This window comes from uncultured Mesonia sp., from assembly GCA_947499595.1.
In the GTDB taxonomy this organism is placed as follows: domain Bacteria; phylum Bacteroidota; class Bacteroidia; order Flavobacteriales; family Flavobacteriaceae; genus Mesonia; species Mesonia sediminis.
Genome location: CANMOY010000012.1, coordinates 16581 through 31674, shown reverse-complemented (window position 1 = coordinate 31674; position 15094 = coordinate 16581). Strand labels below are relative to the sequence as shown.

12 protein-coding genes are annotated in these 15094 nt (G+C 35.0%); 10 read left to right on the top strand and 2 right to left on the bottom strand.

From position 1 onward, the window contains the following. Positions 1-35: 35 nt before the first annotated feature. Positions 36-1604, bottom strand: coding sequence for a hypothetical protein (locus ACH2AZ_RS11660; protein ID WP_394907985.1), 1569 nt, complete (start codon positions 1602-1604; stop codon positions 36-38). Positions 1605-1804: 200 nt separating this feature from the next. On the opposite strand from ACH2AZ_RS11660, the gene ACH2AZ_RS11655 reads away from it, so the two are divergent. After that, positions 1805-2491 (top strand): NAD-dependent deacylase, encoded by a 687-nt coding sequence (locus ACH2AZ_RS11655; protein WP_394907984.1) that lies wholly within the window; start codon positions 1805-1807, stop codon positions 2489-2491. On the opposite strand, the gene ACH2AZ_RS11650 is transcribed toward ACH2AZ_RS11655, so the two are convergent. Then, entirely contained in the window at positions 2488-3408 is a 921-nt protein-coding gene (locus ACH2AZ_RS11650; protein WP_394907983.1) for a DMT family transporter, read from the bottom strand. The genes ACH2AZ_RS11655 and ACH2AZ_RS11650 overlap by 4 nt on opposite strands. A 248-nt stretch (positions 3409-3656) precedes the next feature. On the opposite strand from ACH2AZ_RS11650, the gene purB reads away from it, so the two are divergent. The 9 genes from purB to udk all read left to right on the top strand — a co-directional run bounded on the left by purB (position 3657) and on the right by udk (position 15084). After that, positions 3657-4991: an adenylosuccinate lyase gene (gene purB / locus ACH2AZ_RS11645; protein WP_379045303.1), complete on the top strand. Its 1335-nt coding sequence runs from the start codon at positions 3657-3659 to the stop codon at positions 4989-4991. An 87-nt stretch (positions 4992-5078) separates the two neighbouring features. Further along, positions 5079-5609: a hypothetical protein gene (locus ACH2AZ_RS11640; protein WP_394907982.1), complete on the top strand. Its 531-nt coding sequence runs from the start codon at positions 5079-5081 to the stop codon at positions 5607-5609. Between the two features lie 811 nt (positions 5610-6420). Next, the gene (locus ACH2AZ_RS11635; RefSeq protein WP_394907981.1) at positions 6421-7626 is read left to right on the top strand and encodes a hypothetical protein; all 1206 of its coding nucleotides are present in this window, start codon (positions 6421-6423) and stop codon (positions 7624-7626) included. A gap of 74 nt (positions 7627-7700) precedes the next feature. Further along, on the top strand, positions 7701-8312 hold the full coding sequence (locus ACH2AZ_RS11630; protein ID WP_394907980.1) for an HD domain-containing protein: 612 nt from the start codon (positions 7701-7703) through the stop codon (positions 8310-8312). 39 nt (positions 8313-8351) lie between these two features. Further along, positions 8352-8705 carry a DUF6660 family protein gene (locus tag ACH2AZ_RS11625; protein WP_394907979.1) on the top strand — a complete coding sequence of 118 codons (354 nt, stop codon included), beginning with the start codon at positions 8352-8354 and terminating at the stop codon, positions 8703-8705. A 73-nt stretch (positions 8706-8778) separates the two neighbouring features. Next, on the top strand, positions 8779-13107 hold the full coding sequence (locus tag ACH2AZ_RS11620) for a CusA/CzcA family heavy metal efflux RND transporter (RefSeq protein ID WP_394907978.1): 4329 nt from the start codon (positions 8779-8781) through the stop codon (positions 13105-13107). A 2-nt stretch (positions 13108-13109) separates the two neighbouring features. Next, positions 13110-14270, top strand: coding sequence for an efflux RND transporter periplasmic adaptor subunit (locus tag ACH2AZ_RS11615; RefSeq protein ID WP_394907977.1), 1161 nt, complete (start codon positions 13110-13112; stop codon positions 14268-14270). Between the two features lie 11 nt (positions 14271-14281). Next, entirely contained in the window at positions 14282-14422 is a 141-nt protein-coding gene (locus tag ACH2AZ_RS11610) for a hypothetical protein (RefSeq protein WP_187240811.1), read from the top strand. A gap of 53 nt (positions 14423-14475) precedes the next feature. Continuing rightward, on the top strand, positions 14476-15084 hold the full coding sequence (gene udk, locus ACH2AZ_RS11605) for a uridine kinase (protein ID WP_147862768.1): 609 nt from the start codon (positions 14476-14478) through the stop codon (positions 15082-15084). Positions 15085-15094: the final 10 nt, after the last annotated feature.

Here is a 15094-nt window from a genome sequence, read left to right as displayed (position 1 = left end):
ATGGGCAGCTCTCATCAAACAAAACAAATCACATATTAGTTACTATTTGAACCAATATCTCCTTGAGCAACAATAGTGGCTAAATCTGCCATACTTTTGTGAATATTGATATATCCTCCAAAAGCAAGTGCGTCATCATAACCAAAAACAGTGTTGTCATCTTTCATAGCAATATTTGTTTTTGAAATTCCTGTATCTCCCATTACTTGAGTTAAGCTAACTGCGATACCTCCTGGGTTGTTGACATCTCCCATATGAATATGAGCTGGGTGCATATCTCCTGCCATCGTACCCATTAGTTCAATTACTAAAAGTGCTTCGCCATTCATTCTTTCATAAAAAGTAGCATCACCCATAACACCCGATCCAGAAACCGCATTAAGATTATAACTCATCATCTCACCAGTCAACTCATTCTGGCCTATATCGCCTTGAGCAACTAAAGTAGCCAAATCGTCGGCACTTTTATGGATATTAATGTACCCATCAAAATTCATTAATTCATCATAAGTAATCATATCCCCGTTGTCTAGCATTCCTGCTTGCGTCTTACTCATTCCGGTAGCTCCATTTACTGGAGTTAAGCTTAAAGCAATAGCTCCGCCTTCTGCCGCAGTATTCATATGAATATGACCAGGATGCATTCCGTTTGCTGGAGTATTTTCTAGCATAACCTCGATAAGAGCGGTTCCGTTTACACGTTTTGTAAATTTAGCTTCACCCATAATTCCTGGTACATCTACACTCCCTAAAGCATAGGTTTTTGAAGTCATTGTCAACTCGTTCTGGCCTATATCGCCTTGAGCAACTAAAGTAGCCAAATCGTCTGCGCTTTTATGGATATTAATGTACCCATCAAAATTCATTAATTCATCATAAGTAATCATATCCCCGTTGTCTAGCATTCCTGCTTGTGTCTTACTCATTCCGGTAGCTCCATTTACTGGAGTTAAGCTTAAAGCAATAGCTCCGCCTTCTGCCGCAGTATTCATATGAATATGACCAGGATGCATTCCATTTGCTGGAGTATTTTCTAGCATAACCTCGATAAGAGCGGTTCCGTTTACACGTTTTGTAAATTTAGCTTCACCCATAATTCCTGGTACATCTACACTCCCTAAAGCATAGGTTTTTGAAGTCATTGTCAACTCGTTTTGGCCTATATCGCCTTGAGCAACTAAAGTAGCCAAATCGTCGGCACTTTTATGCACATTTACATAACCATCAAAATTGAGTAAATCTTCATAGGTAATAGCCATACCGTTGTTCAATTGACTAAAAGTGGTTGTACTCATACCAGTAGAACCATCGATAGGTTCTAAACTTACGGCGATGTCGCCTCCTTCTGCTGCGGTGTTCATATGAATATGAGCAGGATGCATATCTCCTGGTTCTGTACCTTCTAATTCTACCATTACTCGTGTCATATTATTATTCGTTTTTTCAAAGGTTACCGTACCCATAATGCTTGGGTCTGATACTGACATAAGCGGATAAGTTTTACTTTCAGGCATTATAGGTGTCCCTCCAGCGTCGTCGTCATCGCTACAGCTAGTTAAACATAAAAAGGCCAGTACTAAGGTTGTCAAAATTTTTGTTTTCATAATTTCTTTTATTTGATTAAACATTTTTGATTCTACCTTACTTACGAGCAAAAATGTACTTCGGTTTTTAAAAAACTGATTTATTTTTAAAAAAAATTGACAACAACTGCTAAGTCATTGATTATAAACACCTAAATAAATCCATAAAAATTTTATTATTCTTTATTTTTTTTAAATTGCTATAAATTTATCCAAATAATATGAAAAAAAAGCTAGTAGTTTTAAGTGGTGCTGGAATATCTGCAGAAAGCGGTATTCAAACTTTTCGCGATGCGAATGGTTTATGGGAAAACCATGATATTATGCAAGTAGCCTCTCCCGAAGGATGGGAAGAAAACCCCGATTTGGTCCTTTCATTTTATAATCAAAGACGCCGACAATTGAAAAAGGTACAACCTAATGCAGCTCATTTGGCTCTAAAAGATTTAGAAAAATTTTATGAGGTTTGCATCATCACCCAAAATGTAGACGATCTTCATGAACGCGCCGGAAGCACCTCTGTTATTCATCTTCACGGTGAACTCTTAAAAGCCAGAAGTTGTGTAAATGAGAAAGAAATACTGCATTGGCCAAATGATTTAAATATTGGCGATTTTTGTTCGCAGGGAAAACAACTAAGACCACACATTGTTTGGTTTGGCGAGGCTTTACCTAAGCTGGAATTGGCCATTTCAAAAGTTACTCAAGCCGATATCATAATGATTGTAGGCACTTCTATGCAAGTCTATCCCGCAGCAGGTTTAGTTGATTATGCCGCCCCAAAAACTCCTACTCATGTAATTGATTTAAATCCGCACACTAAACCAAAAGGAAATATTTTTGTCTATCCAGAAAAGGCGAGCCTAGCTTTACCCAAACTGGCTAAGGTACTCATAAAACAAGCTTAACCCATTTTAGGCAATTTAGGTTTTATATTTTTTACTCTGATTTTTCTTGACAAACTCCAACTAGATTTATTAAAGGGAATAAATGTAATTGCAATACCACTCAACAATATTAAACTACCTACAAGCATTTGAAAGCTTATGGGTTCATTTAAAAGCAACCAGGCTAAAAAAGCTGTTAAAACCGCCTGACCTAGTAAAGCCAAACTAACGCGTGTAGCCCGCATTTTACTAACGGCATAATTTAGCGCTAGCCAAGCTATTAATTGGCAGACCACGGCCTGGGTAAGCAAAACAAACCAAGCTTGTGCAGAGTGATTGATTAAATTTTCTTGTGCGATTAAATTTAGTATTCCTAAAAAAACCGAAGAAGCGGCTAGGTTAATCAGCATGAAACTGGTAATATTCATATGGTCTAACACACGTTTAGACACTAAAAAATAAATAGAGTAAAAGACACCCGATAAAATTCCGAATAAAAAGGCTCGATCAAATTCAAGATTCAAAATAAACTTGAACCCTACAATGGTTACCATACCCAAAAGTGCTACTACTGTTCCTACCCAAAAATTTGTTCTTGGTTTATCAGCTAAAAACAAGAAAGCGCCTATACCTACCCAAATTGGCGACAAATTGGTGAGTAAGGTGGCTTGGGTAGCGGTTGACTCCTCGATTGCAATATTCCATACGGCGACATCGGCGCCAAATAAGGCACCACAAAGTAATGCTAAAAATATAAATTTTAAAGATGGCCATCTAAAGGCTTTAGTAAACAAAACAATAGGAAGCAAAATAATAAAAGCAAAAAACATGCGATAAAAGGCCGAAACCAATCCAGACGTATATCCCATTTTAACCAATATAGGGAAAACCGATATACCTAAAATACCGGTTACTAAAGCTAACTTCTCCCGTTGCATAGCATCAAATTTTAAAAGGCCAAAATTAGTTCAAATTTCAATACGATTATTTTTTTAACAAAATTATAATCGACTCTTTTTAAGCAAATTAAAAAGCCTGTTCGTTAAATTTAAATTGTTATAACTGTAGTGCTATCCTTTTCGGATTTAATTCCTAAAAAGCCAAGGCAATTTAGGCTTAATATATTTTAAGCTAACAAAAAAGAAATTATCTTTGTTTGTTTATTGAAAACAACACAACTATTTTTATGAATGCACTACAAGCCATAAGTCCGATTGACGGAAGGTACGCTTCAAAGACAAAAGAATTGATACCTTTTTTTAGCGAAGAGGCTTTGATTAAGTATCGCGTTAAAATTGAAATTGAATATTTTATCGCTTTATGCGAAATACCCCTACCTCAACTGAGTCATATTGAAGCTGACTTGTTTCCAAAATTACGCACAATTTATGAAAACTTTACCAGTGATGATGCACAGGCAGTTAAAGATATAGAAAAAGTTACCAATCACGATGTTAAGGCCGTTGAGTATTTTATTAAAGAAAAATTTGATCAATTAAAACTAAGTGAAGCTAAAGAGTTTATCCATTTTGGGCTTACCTCTCAAGATATTAACAATACGGCTGTGCCCCTAAGTTTAAAAGATGCATTAGATCAAGTCTATATTCCAGAAATAGACGCGGTTATTGAAAAATTAAACCAACTAGCACAAGAATGGGAAGCGATTCCACTGTTGGCGAGAACTCACGGTCAACCTGCTTCTCCTACTCGATTAGGTAAGGAAATCGCTGTATTTGTAGAGCGTCTTGATCAACAGCGCAAGCTTTTATTAGCGTTACCAACCGCAGCAAAATTTGGAGGGGCTACCGGAAATTTTAATGCACATCACGTTGCTTACCCTAATGTAGACTGGAAAAATTTCGCGGAGAGTTTTGTCGAAGGTTTAGGGATGAAACATTCTTTTCCTACAACTCAAATTGAACATTACGACTATCTAGCCGCTTGTTTTGATGCTCTCAAACGAATCAATACAATTTTAATTGATTTAGATAGAGATATATGGACCTACGTTTCTATGGATTATTTTAAACAAAAAATAAAAAAAGGAGAAGTTGGATCATCGGCAATGCCACATAAAGTAAACCCTATTGACTTTGAAAATAGTGAAGGTAATTTGGGGATTGCAAATGCTTTATATGAGCACTTGGCGGCAAAACTACCCATAAGCAGATTGCAACGTGATCTTACCGATAGTACTGTACTGCGTGCAATTGGTATGCCTTTGGGGCATAGTTTAATCGCATTTAAAGCTACCTTGAAAGGATTAAATAAGTTACTTTTAAATGAAGAAAAACTACAAGCAGATTTAGAGAGCAATTGGGCGGTAGTTGCCGAAGCTATTCAAACCATATTAAGAAGAGAGGCTTATCCTTCTCCTTATGAGGCTTTAAAAGGACTTACTCGAACCAATGAAAAAATAAATGCAGAGAGTATTGCTGCTTTTATAGAGACCTTAGAAGTGACAGATGAGGTTAAAAATGAACTCAAACAAATAACACCACAAAATTACACGGGTATTTAAGGAGTCAAACACCTACTTCGTTTTATTTTTACAACCCAGTTTCAAAGCTAATAAAAAGGCTTTGAAATGTTTAACAATCCATTTACCATGAGAAAAATCTATATTTTACTTAATCTAGTTTGCATATTGAGCTTAATAGCTTGCCAAGAAAATGCAAAAAAGACAGGAACAAGTTCAGAAAAAACTGAAATAAACACTAAGAATAAGGAAACCAGTACAGTTGGCTTTAAAGACAATCAAACCGAAACCGATTTTAAGTACTATTTAGCACTACAAGAACAATTGGTGGCGGGCCAAGCAGAAAAATCTAATGCGATAGCAAAAGAATATATTCAAAATGCCATCAACAAAGACACTGAAGTTTTTGAAATATACCAGTCTATCACTAAAGCTAACGATATAGAGTCTATACGCGAGAATTTTTTAAAATTATCTATTGTTTTAGAACAAGAAATCGATAAACAATTAAATTCTGGTACTATTTATAAAATCAACTGCCCTATGGCATTTAATAATGGAGGTGGTTTTTGGTTTTCTAAATCTGAAGAAGTGCTTAATCCATATTTTGGCGATAAGATGCTTCGTTGTGGAAGCGTGATGGCTACTCTCAAAAAATAAGACAAAATAAATCGAGTTTAGCCCTAGTTGCACTTATAGAAAAATATGGTTTACCTTGTTGTTATAATTGGGTAAACCGTATTTTTGATTTAAATCCAACATTCTTATTTTTTCTCGCCTATCATCAAGAAAATTCGCATTTATTGCTTGTATTCTAATGCTGCACCTAATTAAACACCGACTATAGAGCACTTAATACGCAAGGTGAATAAGTGGACTAAAAAGAGTATATCTACAAAATTTTTAACACTCATAAGATTTAAAGGTTCTTAATTACTTAAATCCTAAAAATTAGTGCTTTGTAAATAAACCCTACTACCCTATTAATTATTAAAAGGAGTTTAAAATGATGATTAAAATGCACTATCATAAAAGTAAAAACTGAAGTCAACATTTCGTGTCTCTACTAACAAACCCTCAGCTTTAAATAGGTATTTAAATAAATAAATGTACCTTAAGTAGAATTTCGCTAATTTGTTATTCTTCAACATTCGAAAAGAAATTGTACTTTTACAAAAGCAACTAGACTAAGTTGGCTGAAGATCGTAATTAATAGGTAATATTACAACTATCAGCTCGGAATAGGATTAAACTAGTTAAAATTAAGTAGGCCGTTGGAGATTGAAAATACGATAGCTCTCAGCAATATTTTGTATAATATAACCACTAGCTTAGCAACAGTAAATTAATTTTCTAGTTTCAGGAGTTAATTAAAATGTATGCTAGTTATAATAGTGAGAAGTTTCAGTACATATACAGAAAATAGCAAAGGAGTACTCGTGTGCCCTTTGAACTATCGAAATATTCTTTTATGAAAAACACCATATTATTTGTCATTTTATTGGTAGCAGGAGGTTATTTAGCCTACATCGTTTTCAACAAAGAAATGCCTAAACCCAGAAGTTATTATACTGGAAACACAACACAAATTTCTCTAGATAAGAAAATTATCAATCATAGTCACGTAAACTTAAGAAATCAAAATAAATGCTTGGTTTGCAAGCAAGATATAATAAAAGACCAAGGGAATTCAATTCAAATAAAACCGGAACAATTCCTTGTTTCTACTAGTTTATTTTCTAGTGCAGAGATAAAAATAAGAAGCATTCAACCCGATTTATCTAATCATTATCAGCTTAAGATAAAACCAAAATCGTTTAAACCTACTTATTATCGTCAACCTAGACCTTCTAAAGGTTTTTTTAAATTGAGCCCAGCATTAGATACCTCAACAATTGTACAACCAGGAGAGGTAATTGGAAAATTTTATCCTGAAAACTTTATTGGCTACCAACTGGCTTATTTAAAAGCGTTAAAATCTCCAAGTGAGATTAATAATCTCATCTCTTTAAAAAATAATTTATACCGTGTAGGATTAAAAACAGAAGATCTTAAAAAAATTGAAAAAACGGGTAAACTTTTACCGCATATTGAATTTAAAGCGCCAGATTACGGTAAAATAAACTTAGTTGACTCTAGTATTAGGAGAGAATCGAAACTGGATTTACCACTATTTGAATTTAGTAATAAAAAGCTGAAAGAAATAACGTTTAAGTTGCCAGCTAATTGGCAATTAGCAAAAAACTTCACGGACAATATTTACGTTTCCATAACTAATGATAATATTCCTCTAACCTACCTTGAGTATCATGCTTCAATCGTAAAGAAACAACAAGGAATATTTATTAAAATACTGGTTGATTTTAAGAATATTCCTGTAGAAGACGATTTATTACTCAACGTTTTTCTACCAAAGCAAGAATTCGAAAAGCAAAAAAATAAAATTTTAATTCCTCAAGAAGCTTTAACAACAAATACAAAAGGAGAACAAATTCTTTATGTAAAAACCTACCCCAAACAACTTATTTTTGAATCGCGTAAAGTGAAAGTAAAAAAACACTCCGAACTTTATTATGAAGTTTTACAAGGTCTTAAACCAGGTGAGTATATTGTAACTCAAAACGTAGAAACCTTAAGTGCATTGGAAAGTATCTACCAATCAAATTACCAACCTTAAAATTATACCTAGTTTTAAAATACAATAAATAAGCTTTATAATAGTTCTAAATATAGCATAGTAAAATTAAATTTATGTCGGCTATTATACAAAAAGCTTTAAATCATTGTTTACGTATCTTAAGGGAAAGTAGATGTAATTTCCTAGCATTTCATAATTGCCAACACACGCAAGATGTCTACAACAATGTAAAAGCAATTGGAAGCTATGAAAAACTTAATCAAGATGATTTGGAAATCGTCTTACTGGCGGCGCTTTTTCATGATACAGGAAACACCCAAGTTTTCCAAGGCCACGAGTTGCTTAGCGCCCATAAAGCTTGCTGTTTTTTGAATCGGAATAATTATCCTAAAGATAGAATTGAAAAAGTAACCAATTGCATCTTAGGAACCAAAATGCCGCAACTACCAAAAACCCAATTAGAAAAAGTGCTTTGCGATGCAGATTTAGCACATTTAGGATCAACGGCTTTCCAAGAAAAGAATAAATGCTTGCGTTTAGAGTGGCACAACCAGCTCAATTTATCTTTCACAACCAAAGAATGGCTAGAGCTAAATTGCTCTTTTCTAGAAAATCATACTTATTTTACAAATTTCGGAAAAAAGTTTTTAGAACCTCAGAAACAAAAAAATATGATACAAATAAAAAAATTATTAGACCAAAACAACAATCAGAAAATTGCTTAAGTAATATAGATTCCCATAAAATTTAAGTAATTTTGTTTTATGAGGTTAGTCGTTTTTATCTTTTCTGTATACCTATTGGGGCTCAATTTTGTCCCTTGTGGTGACAATCTACAAAGCAAAGATAACTTTAGTAATTCAAATTTAAAAGAACAAACGACTACTGATTTATTGGTCCTTGAAGCTACTCAAGAGCACAATGAGTCAGAGCATCACCACGAGCTTGATCTTTGCTCTCCTTTTTGTCAATGTCATTGTTGTCATATTCACATCATTCAAACGCAAAATTTTAATTATGAGTTAAGTGTGAGGCAAAATAAACAGCAAAAGCATAGACTCACCCAACAATTCTTAGAAAACTATCAACTAAACCTATTACAACCTCCGCAGGTCTAAAAATTAATCCGTAAAGAAAAGTTTAGCTACTTTCAAACTAAGCCTTAAAGTTTAATTTTTTATACCTAATTATATGATTAACCGCATTATTGATTTTTCAATCAAGCATAAAATGCTTATTGGAATATTCATACTAATTTGGGTAGTACTGGGGTTTTATAGCGTTAACCAAGTACCCATAGACGCCACTCCAGATATAACCAATAACCAAGTTCAAGTAATTACCGAATCGCCAAATCTAAGCACTGAAGACGTTGAGCAATTTGTCACCTACCCTATAGAATTGGCCATGAGTAACCTTCCAGATGTCGAGGAAGTACGCTCTATTTCTCGTTTCGGCTTATCGGTAGTAACCATTGTTTTTAAAGATGAATTAGGAACCTATCTCCCCAGGCAGTTGGTAAGTGAAAAATTAGAATTGGTACGAGAAGAAATACCAGAAGGCTTTGGCAACCCTAATTTAAGTCCAATTTCCACAGGTTTAGGAGAAATTTATCAATACACCTTAGCCGTAGACGAAAGCTTTAAAGATGAATACACCCTAACCGATTTAAGAGTTGTTCAAGATTGGATAATAAGCAGGCAATTAGCCTTGGTACCTGGTGTTGTAGAGGTAAATGCATTTGGTGGCAAAGAAAAGCAATTTGAAGTAGCCGTTGATCCGCGCCGATTAAAAGCTCTTGATTTGACCATCGCTGATGTTTTTCGCAGTTTAAAATCAAACAATCAAAATGCAGGAGGTGCTTATATCGAAAAAAATCATCAAGCTAATTTTATTAGAGCCAAAGGCTTAGCTAAAAATGTCAAAGATATAGAACAAATACTCATTACCACCAAATCAGGTGTACCGGTACGCGTTAAAGATGTAGCTAAAGTAAAAATAGGACACAATTTACGTTATGGAGCACTTACGAAAAATGGTAAAGGCGAAACGGTTGGCGGTATGATCTTGATGCTAAAAGGAGCTAACTCTAATGAAGTCATTCAAAACGTAAAAGAAAGAATGGTACAAATAGAGAAAAGCCTACCAGAAGGCATTAAAATTGAGCCTTATTTAGATAGAAGCAATTTAATTGAACGCACTACCAGTACCGTAAAAAATAATTTACTAGAAGGAGGCTTAATCGTTATTTTTATCTTAGTCTTGGTTTTAGGAAACTGGCGAGGAGGGCTCATTGTAGCCTCTACTATTCCATTATCTTTACTTTTTGCATTTATTTTAATGCATTACTTTGGGGTATGGGCTAATCTAATGAGCTTAGGAGCAATTGATTTTGGTATTATTGTAGATGGCGCTGTAATTATTGTAGAAAGTAGTGTTTTTTACCTGAGTGCCTATTTATTAAAGCATAAAAAAATAACGCAATCTAATAAAGAGAAGCTGGTTTCAAACTCCTCAAAGAAAATGATGAATGCCGCTTTTTTTGGTCAGCTCATTATTATCATTGTCTTTATTCCTATTTTGAGTTTAGAGGGTGTTGAGGGTAAGATGTTTAAACCCATGGCCCTAACATTTATCTTTGCCATGCTCGGCGCTATGATTCTCTGCCTCACATACGTACCTATGATGACGGCCCTGTTTCTTAAAGCAAAGCCAGCAAAAGTAAAACGATTTAAAAAAATAAATCACGGCATTAAAAAGTTAGAATCGGCTTACACTAACGCTCTGAGTAAAAGTTTAAACTGGGGGCGCTGGTTTGTGGGTAGTGCCGTAATTTTGTTAGTGCTTGCCACCTATACTTTTATGCAGATTGGAGCAGAATTTATTCCGCAACTCGATGAAGGTGATATTGCTTTTCACACCATACTTAAACCTGGAAGTTCGCTTAACGAAACAGTTGCCACTACCACACAGGTAGAGAAAATAATCTTAGATAAATATCCAGAAGTCAAATCTGTAATTAGTCGTATTGGTGTAGCCGAGGTAGCTACAGATCCTATGCCTATGGATATCGCCGATACTTTTATCATATTTCATAATGATCTTGAATGGACTACTGTGCCTGACAAGGAGGCTTTTATAGCCGCTGTAAAAGATGACCTTAATCAAATACCCGGTATTTCCTACGAGTTTACCCAGCCTATAGAAATGAGATTCAATGAGTTACTTACAGGAGTCCGAGAAGATGTGGCGATTAAGATTTTTGGTGAAGATTTAAATCTTTTAGCGCTTAAAGCGGAAGAAATAAATGAACTGATTAAAAATGTGCCAGGAATAGCTGAGGCTAAAGTTGAAGCCACCACTGGATTACCTCAAATAACTATCGATTACAAACGGCATAAATTGGCACAATACGGCTTAAGTATTGAACAAGTAAATGACCTCATTACTACCAGTTTCTCAGGAAAAAAAGCCGGGGTAATTTTTGAAGGCATTAAAAAATTTGATTTAGTAGTGCGGCTTCCTGAAAATCAACGCGCTAATGCCGAAAGCCTTGAGAATTTATTTATAAAACTACCTACAGGTAATCAAATACCCTTAAGAGAAGTTGCAGCGGTTAAGTTTGAAACTGGCCCTATGCAAATAAGTAGAGACAATACCAACCGGCGCACCTATGTGGGTATAAATATAAGAGATCGAGATGTGGCTTCGGTAGTACAGGACATACAACAAATTTTAGACAAAAACCTAGTACTCCCACCTGGGTATTATTTAGAATATGGAGGAGCTTTTGAAAACTTAGAACGAGCAACAAAGAAACTTAAAACCGTAGTACCACTCGCTTTGTTACTTATTTTTATACTCATTTACTTCGCCCTAAAATCCGTAAAGCAAACCTTGATAATTTATATGGCTATTCCTTTGGCAGCCATCGGTGGTGTGTTTGCTCTAGTTCTTCGTGGAATGCCCTTTAGTATATCGGCGGGTATTGGTTTTATTGTACTTTTTGGGGTGGCCGTTTTAAACGGACTTGTTTTAATTAGTAGTTTTAACGCGCTCAAGCAAAATAAAGAGTTATCCTTACGTGAGCGCATATTAACCGGAACCAAGCAGCGTTTGCGTCCTATTATGCTTACCGCGTTAACCGATATTCTAGGTTTTTTACCTATGGCGCTATCAACCTCGGCAGGTGCTGAAGTGCAGCAACCACTAGCCACTGTGGTCATAGGTGGTCTTGTAACAGCAACTTTACTAACCCTATTTATTTTACCTATTTTGTATCAATGGATTGAAACAAGAAAACATAAGAATACCAATAAAAAATGGGCATTGGCTACCATTACATTGCTATTGGTAAGCATCCATACACAAGCGCAAAGCATTGAAAATCTACCAGCGTTAAGCCTAAAAGCCGCAATTGATACGGCAACAACCAATTTCCCACAAATTAAAAATGATTTACTTACGGTAGAACAGAGTTTACAAGCAAAATCAGAAGCTTATAATTGGGGGAATACGCAAATTTTCACCGGTGCCGAAGAACTTAAAGATGGTCGCGGAGTGTATAATCTTATTGGTATTAGTCAAAACAACATTGAACTTTTAGGTATAGGCAGTAAAACAGCTTGGGCTAGGGCAAAACTAGAACAGGCAGAAGGTTTAAAAAAGCTTTCTTATGAAAATCTAAAAAAGACCGTAAGCATTAAATGGACAGAAGCTTTAATTGCCAAAAAAACGCTTGAAGTATATTTAGCTCTTGACAGTATCTACCAAGAATTTGAACGTGCTATAAATATGCAATATGAAGTTGAAGCAATATCCACCATGCAAAGGGATGCAGCAAAAAACCTAATCTTGCAAAAAAATATAGCCTTACGCCAAGCGAAAAGTGATGCAGAGACTAAGCTTTTAGGCTTAAATCTATTTTTATTTACCAATACAATTTATGATGTAGCCGATCATCTAAACACTATAGATAACTGGTCAACTAAAAACTTTGAGGAAAAAGAACATCCAGAATTTATTCTCAGTCAAAAAAACGAAGCCTTGGCCCAAGCAGTTTGGCAAAAAGAAAAAAGTAAACGCCTGCCTAGCTTTAACCTAGAATATGTTTTTCAAGAAGTAAATAATCAAAAAGGTTTTGCAGCCTATCAAATTGGTCTAAATATTCCTATTGTAGATGGGACCTTAAAAAGCCGAATAAACCAGGCTAAACTTGCCTATCAAAAACAAAAAAACAACCTCGACTTTAAAAAACGAGAACTAGACCTTAAGTTTAAAATGGCTTATAGCAACTATCTGCAAGCAAAAAGCAACTGGGAAAGTTATCAAAACACCGGTTTAAACTTAATTAAAAAACAGAAAAAAGGAGCGCTCTTTGCGTTTAAAGAAGGTGCCATTAACTATATTGAATTCACACAATTGGTTAATCAAGCAGTTGAAACCGAACTAGATGCATTGCAAAGCTTACAAGCTTATTTAATGGCAGTTCACAATCTTAATTATTACAATCCTAATTAATCATGAAATATATACTATTATCTTTATTGTTGTTTGGCTTTACCGCTTGCCAGAAACAAGATAAACCTAATCAAGAAAAAAACGAAATTGCAACCGGTGCCGAGCACCACGATGATATTTTACTTAGTAAAAAACAGGCAGAAGTATTAGATCTTAAATTAGAGCGCTTGCAAAAGCGCAATATGGGGCAAACCATCACGGTAAACGGCACTTTAGAAGTTCCACCACAAAATGAAGCAAGGGTAAACAGCCCCATAGGAGCAAATGTTCAAAATATTTTGGTCATTGAAGGGCAACAAGTAAAAGCCAATGAAATCATAGCCTATCTGCAACATCCCGACATTATCGAATTGCAAACTACCTATTTAGAAAACTTTAACGACCTGATTTACTTGAAAAAAGAGTATGAACGGCAAAAAAAATTATACGAAGCCGGTGTAGGATCGGGAATGAACTTTCAAAAAGCTGAAGCCGATTTTAGAGCTAAAAACGGTCTAATAAAAGGCTTGGAAGAAAAATTAAAACTGCTAAATATTTCGGTGACCAGCTTGCAACAAGGAACAATTCAAAATAAAGTAGCCATTAAAAGTCCACTTGATGGATATATACAAAAGGTAAAAGTCAATATAGGGCAGTTTGTAGCTCCTCAAACTACTCTAATTACTATTCTTAATGACCATCACGTTCACGCCGATTTTTTGGTTTATGAAGACCAAGCTCATTTGGTAGAAGAAAACCAGAAAATCAAATTTAGAATCGGGTCAAGTGAAAAAGAATTCGAAGCGATTATCTTTGCCACCTCAAAATCTCTTGAAAAAGAAGCCAATGCTATTCACGTTCATGCCGAAATTAAAGAAGATGACTTTAAATTCATTCCGGGAATGTATTTAGAAGGCCGTATTTACTTAGAAGAAACAATGCAGTGGGCTTTTCCCAATGAAGCCATTGTAAAAGAGGGTACAAATGCTTTTGTTTTTGCGGTAAACCCTAATAAAGAAAATTATAGCTTTGAGCCTATATCGGTAATTCCTCAAACTAACGATGGCAGCCATACGGCTGTAAAATTTTTAGATGAGCAGCCAGAAAAAACGCTTTATGCTATGAACAACGCTTATTATATTTTGGCTGAATCTAAAAAAGGAGAAGCCGATCACAGTCATTAATATCCATTCACATGAGAAATTCAGACACTTTTACATTTTGGGTAGCAGCCATTATAGTTTTACATTTTATCGTTGGCTTTATTTGGCTTATTATCAAAATGTCACCTAAAAAATCAGATAAAAAAAGAGAATTAGACCAAGATAATGAGTAAGCGGCTTTATAAAAAGCATAATTATTTCTTAATTTTGCCTAAAAATTAATTAAATGCTAATAATTGGAATTGCTGGTGGTACTGGCGGTGGTAAAACGACAGTAGTAAACACCATTGTAGATGAATTGAAACACGAAGAGGTGGCTGTAATCTCACAAGACTCTTACTATAGAGACACCAGTGAACTCAGTTATGAAGAACGTACACAAATCAATTTTGACCATCCACAATCAATCGATTTTGATTTATTGGTTAACCACCTAAAAGCTTTAAAAAAGGGAGAAGCAATAAATCAACCTATTTACAGTTTCAAAGAGCATAACCGCACAGGAGAAACCATTTTAACCCACCCTAAAAAGGTGATGATTGTAGAAGGAATCTTAATTCTAACCAACCCGAAGTTACGCAAAATGTGTGATATTAAAATTTATGTGCACGCTGATAGCGATGAGCGACTCATAAGACGTTTGAAGCGAGACATGAATGAAAGAGGCAGGGATCTTGACGAGGTTTTAAACAGGTACCAAACCACCTTAAAACCCATGCACCAACAATTCATTGAACCTACAAAAGAATTTGCCGATATAATTATACCCTACAACCGCTACAATACAGTGGCGGTAGATATAGTGCAAACTATTATAAAAGAAAAATTAGCTTAGTCTCAAAACC

What these genes read in the sequence shown, in the direction of transcription:
- ACH2AZ_RS11635 (WP_394907981.1), top strand. Translation starts at nt 6,421, where the DNA reads ATGAAAAACACCATATTATTTGTCATTTTATTGGTAGCAGGAGGTTAT.
- udk (WP_147862768.1), top strand. Translation starts at nt 14,476, where the DNA reads ATGCTAATAATTGGAATTGCTGGTGGTACTGGCGGTGGTAAAACGACA.
- ACH2AZ_RS11660 (WP_394907985.1), bottom strand. Translation starts at nt 1,604, where the DNA reads ATGAAAACAAAAATTTTGACAACCTTAGTACTGGCCTTTTTATGTTTA.
- ACH2AZ_RS11630 (WP_394907980.1), top strand. Translation starts at nt 7,701, where the DNA reads ATGTCGGCTATTATACAAAAAGCTTTAAATCATTGTTTACGTATCTTA.
- ACH2AZ_RS11610 (WP_187240811.1), top strand. Translation starts at nt 14,282, where the DNA reads ATGAGAAATTCAGACACTTTTACATTTTGGGTAGCAGCCATTATAGTT.
- purB (WP_379045303.1), top strand. Translation starts at nt 3,657, where the DNA reads ATGAATGCACTACAAGCCATAAGTCCGATTGACGGAAGGTACGCTTCA.
- ACH2AZ_RS11650 (WP_394907983.1), bottom strand. Translation starts at nt 3,408, where the DNA reads ATGCAACGGGAGAAGTTAGCTTTAGTAACCGGTATTTTAGGTATATCG.
- ACH2AZ_RS11615 (WP_394907977.1), top strand. Translation starts at nt 13,110, where the DNA reads ATGAAATATATACTATTATCTTTATTGTTGTTTGGCTTTACCGCTTGC.
- ACH2AZ_RS11640 (WP_394907982.1), top strand. Translation starts at nt 5,079, where the DNA reads ATGAGAAAAATCTATATTTTACTTAATCTAGTTTGCATATTGAGCTTA.
- ACH2AZ_RS11625 (WP_394907979.1), top strand. Translation starts at nt 8,352, where the DNA reads ATGAGGTTAGTCGTTTTTATCTTTTCTGTATACCTATTGGGGCTCAAT.
- ACH2AZ_RS11655 (WP_394907984.1), top strand. Translation starts at nt 1,805, where the DNA reads ATGAAAAAAAAGCTAGTAGTTTTAAGTGGTGCTGGAATATCTGCAGAA.
- ACH2AZ_RS11620 (WP_394907978.1), top strand. Translation starts at nt 8,779, where the DNA reads ATGATTAACCGCATTATTGATTTTTCAATCAAGCATAAAATGCTTATT.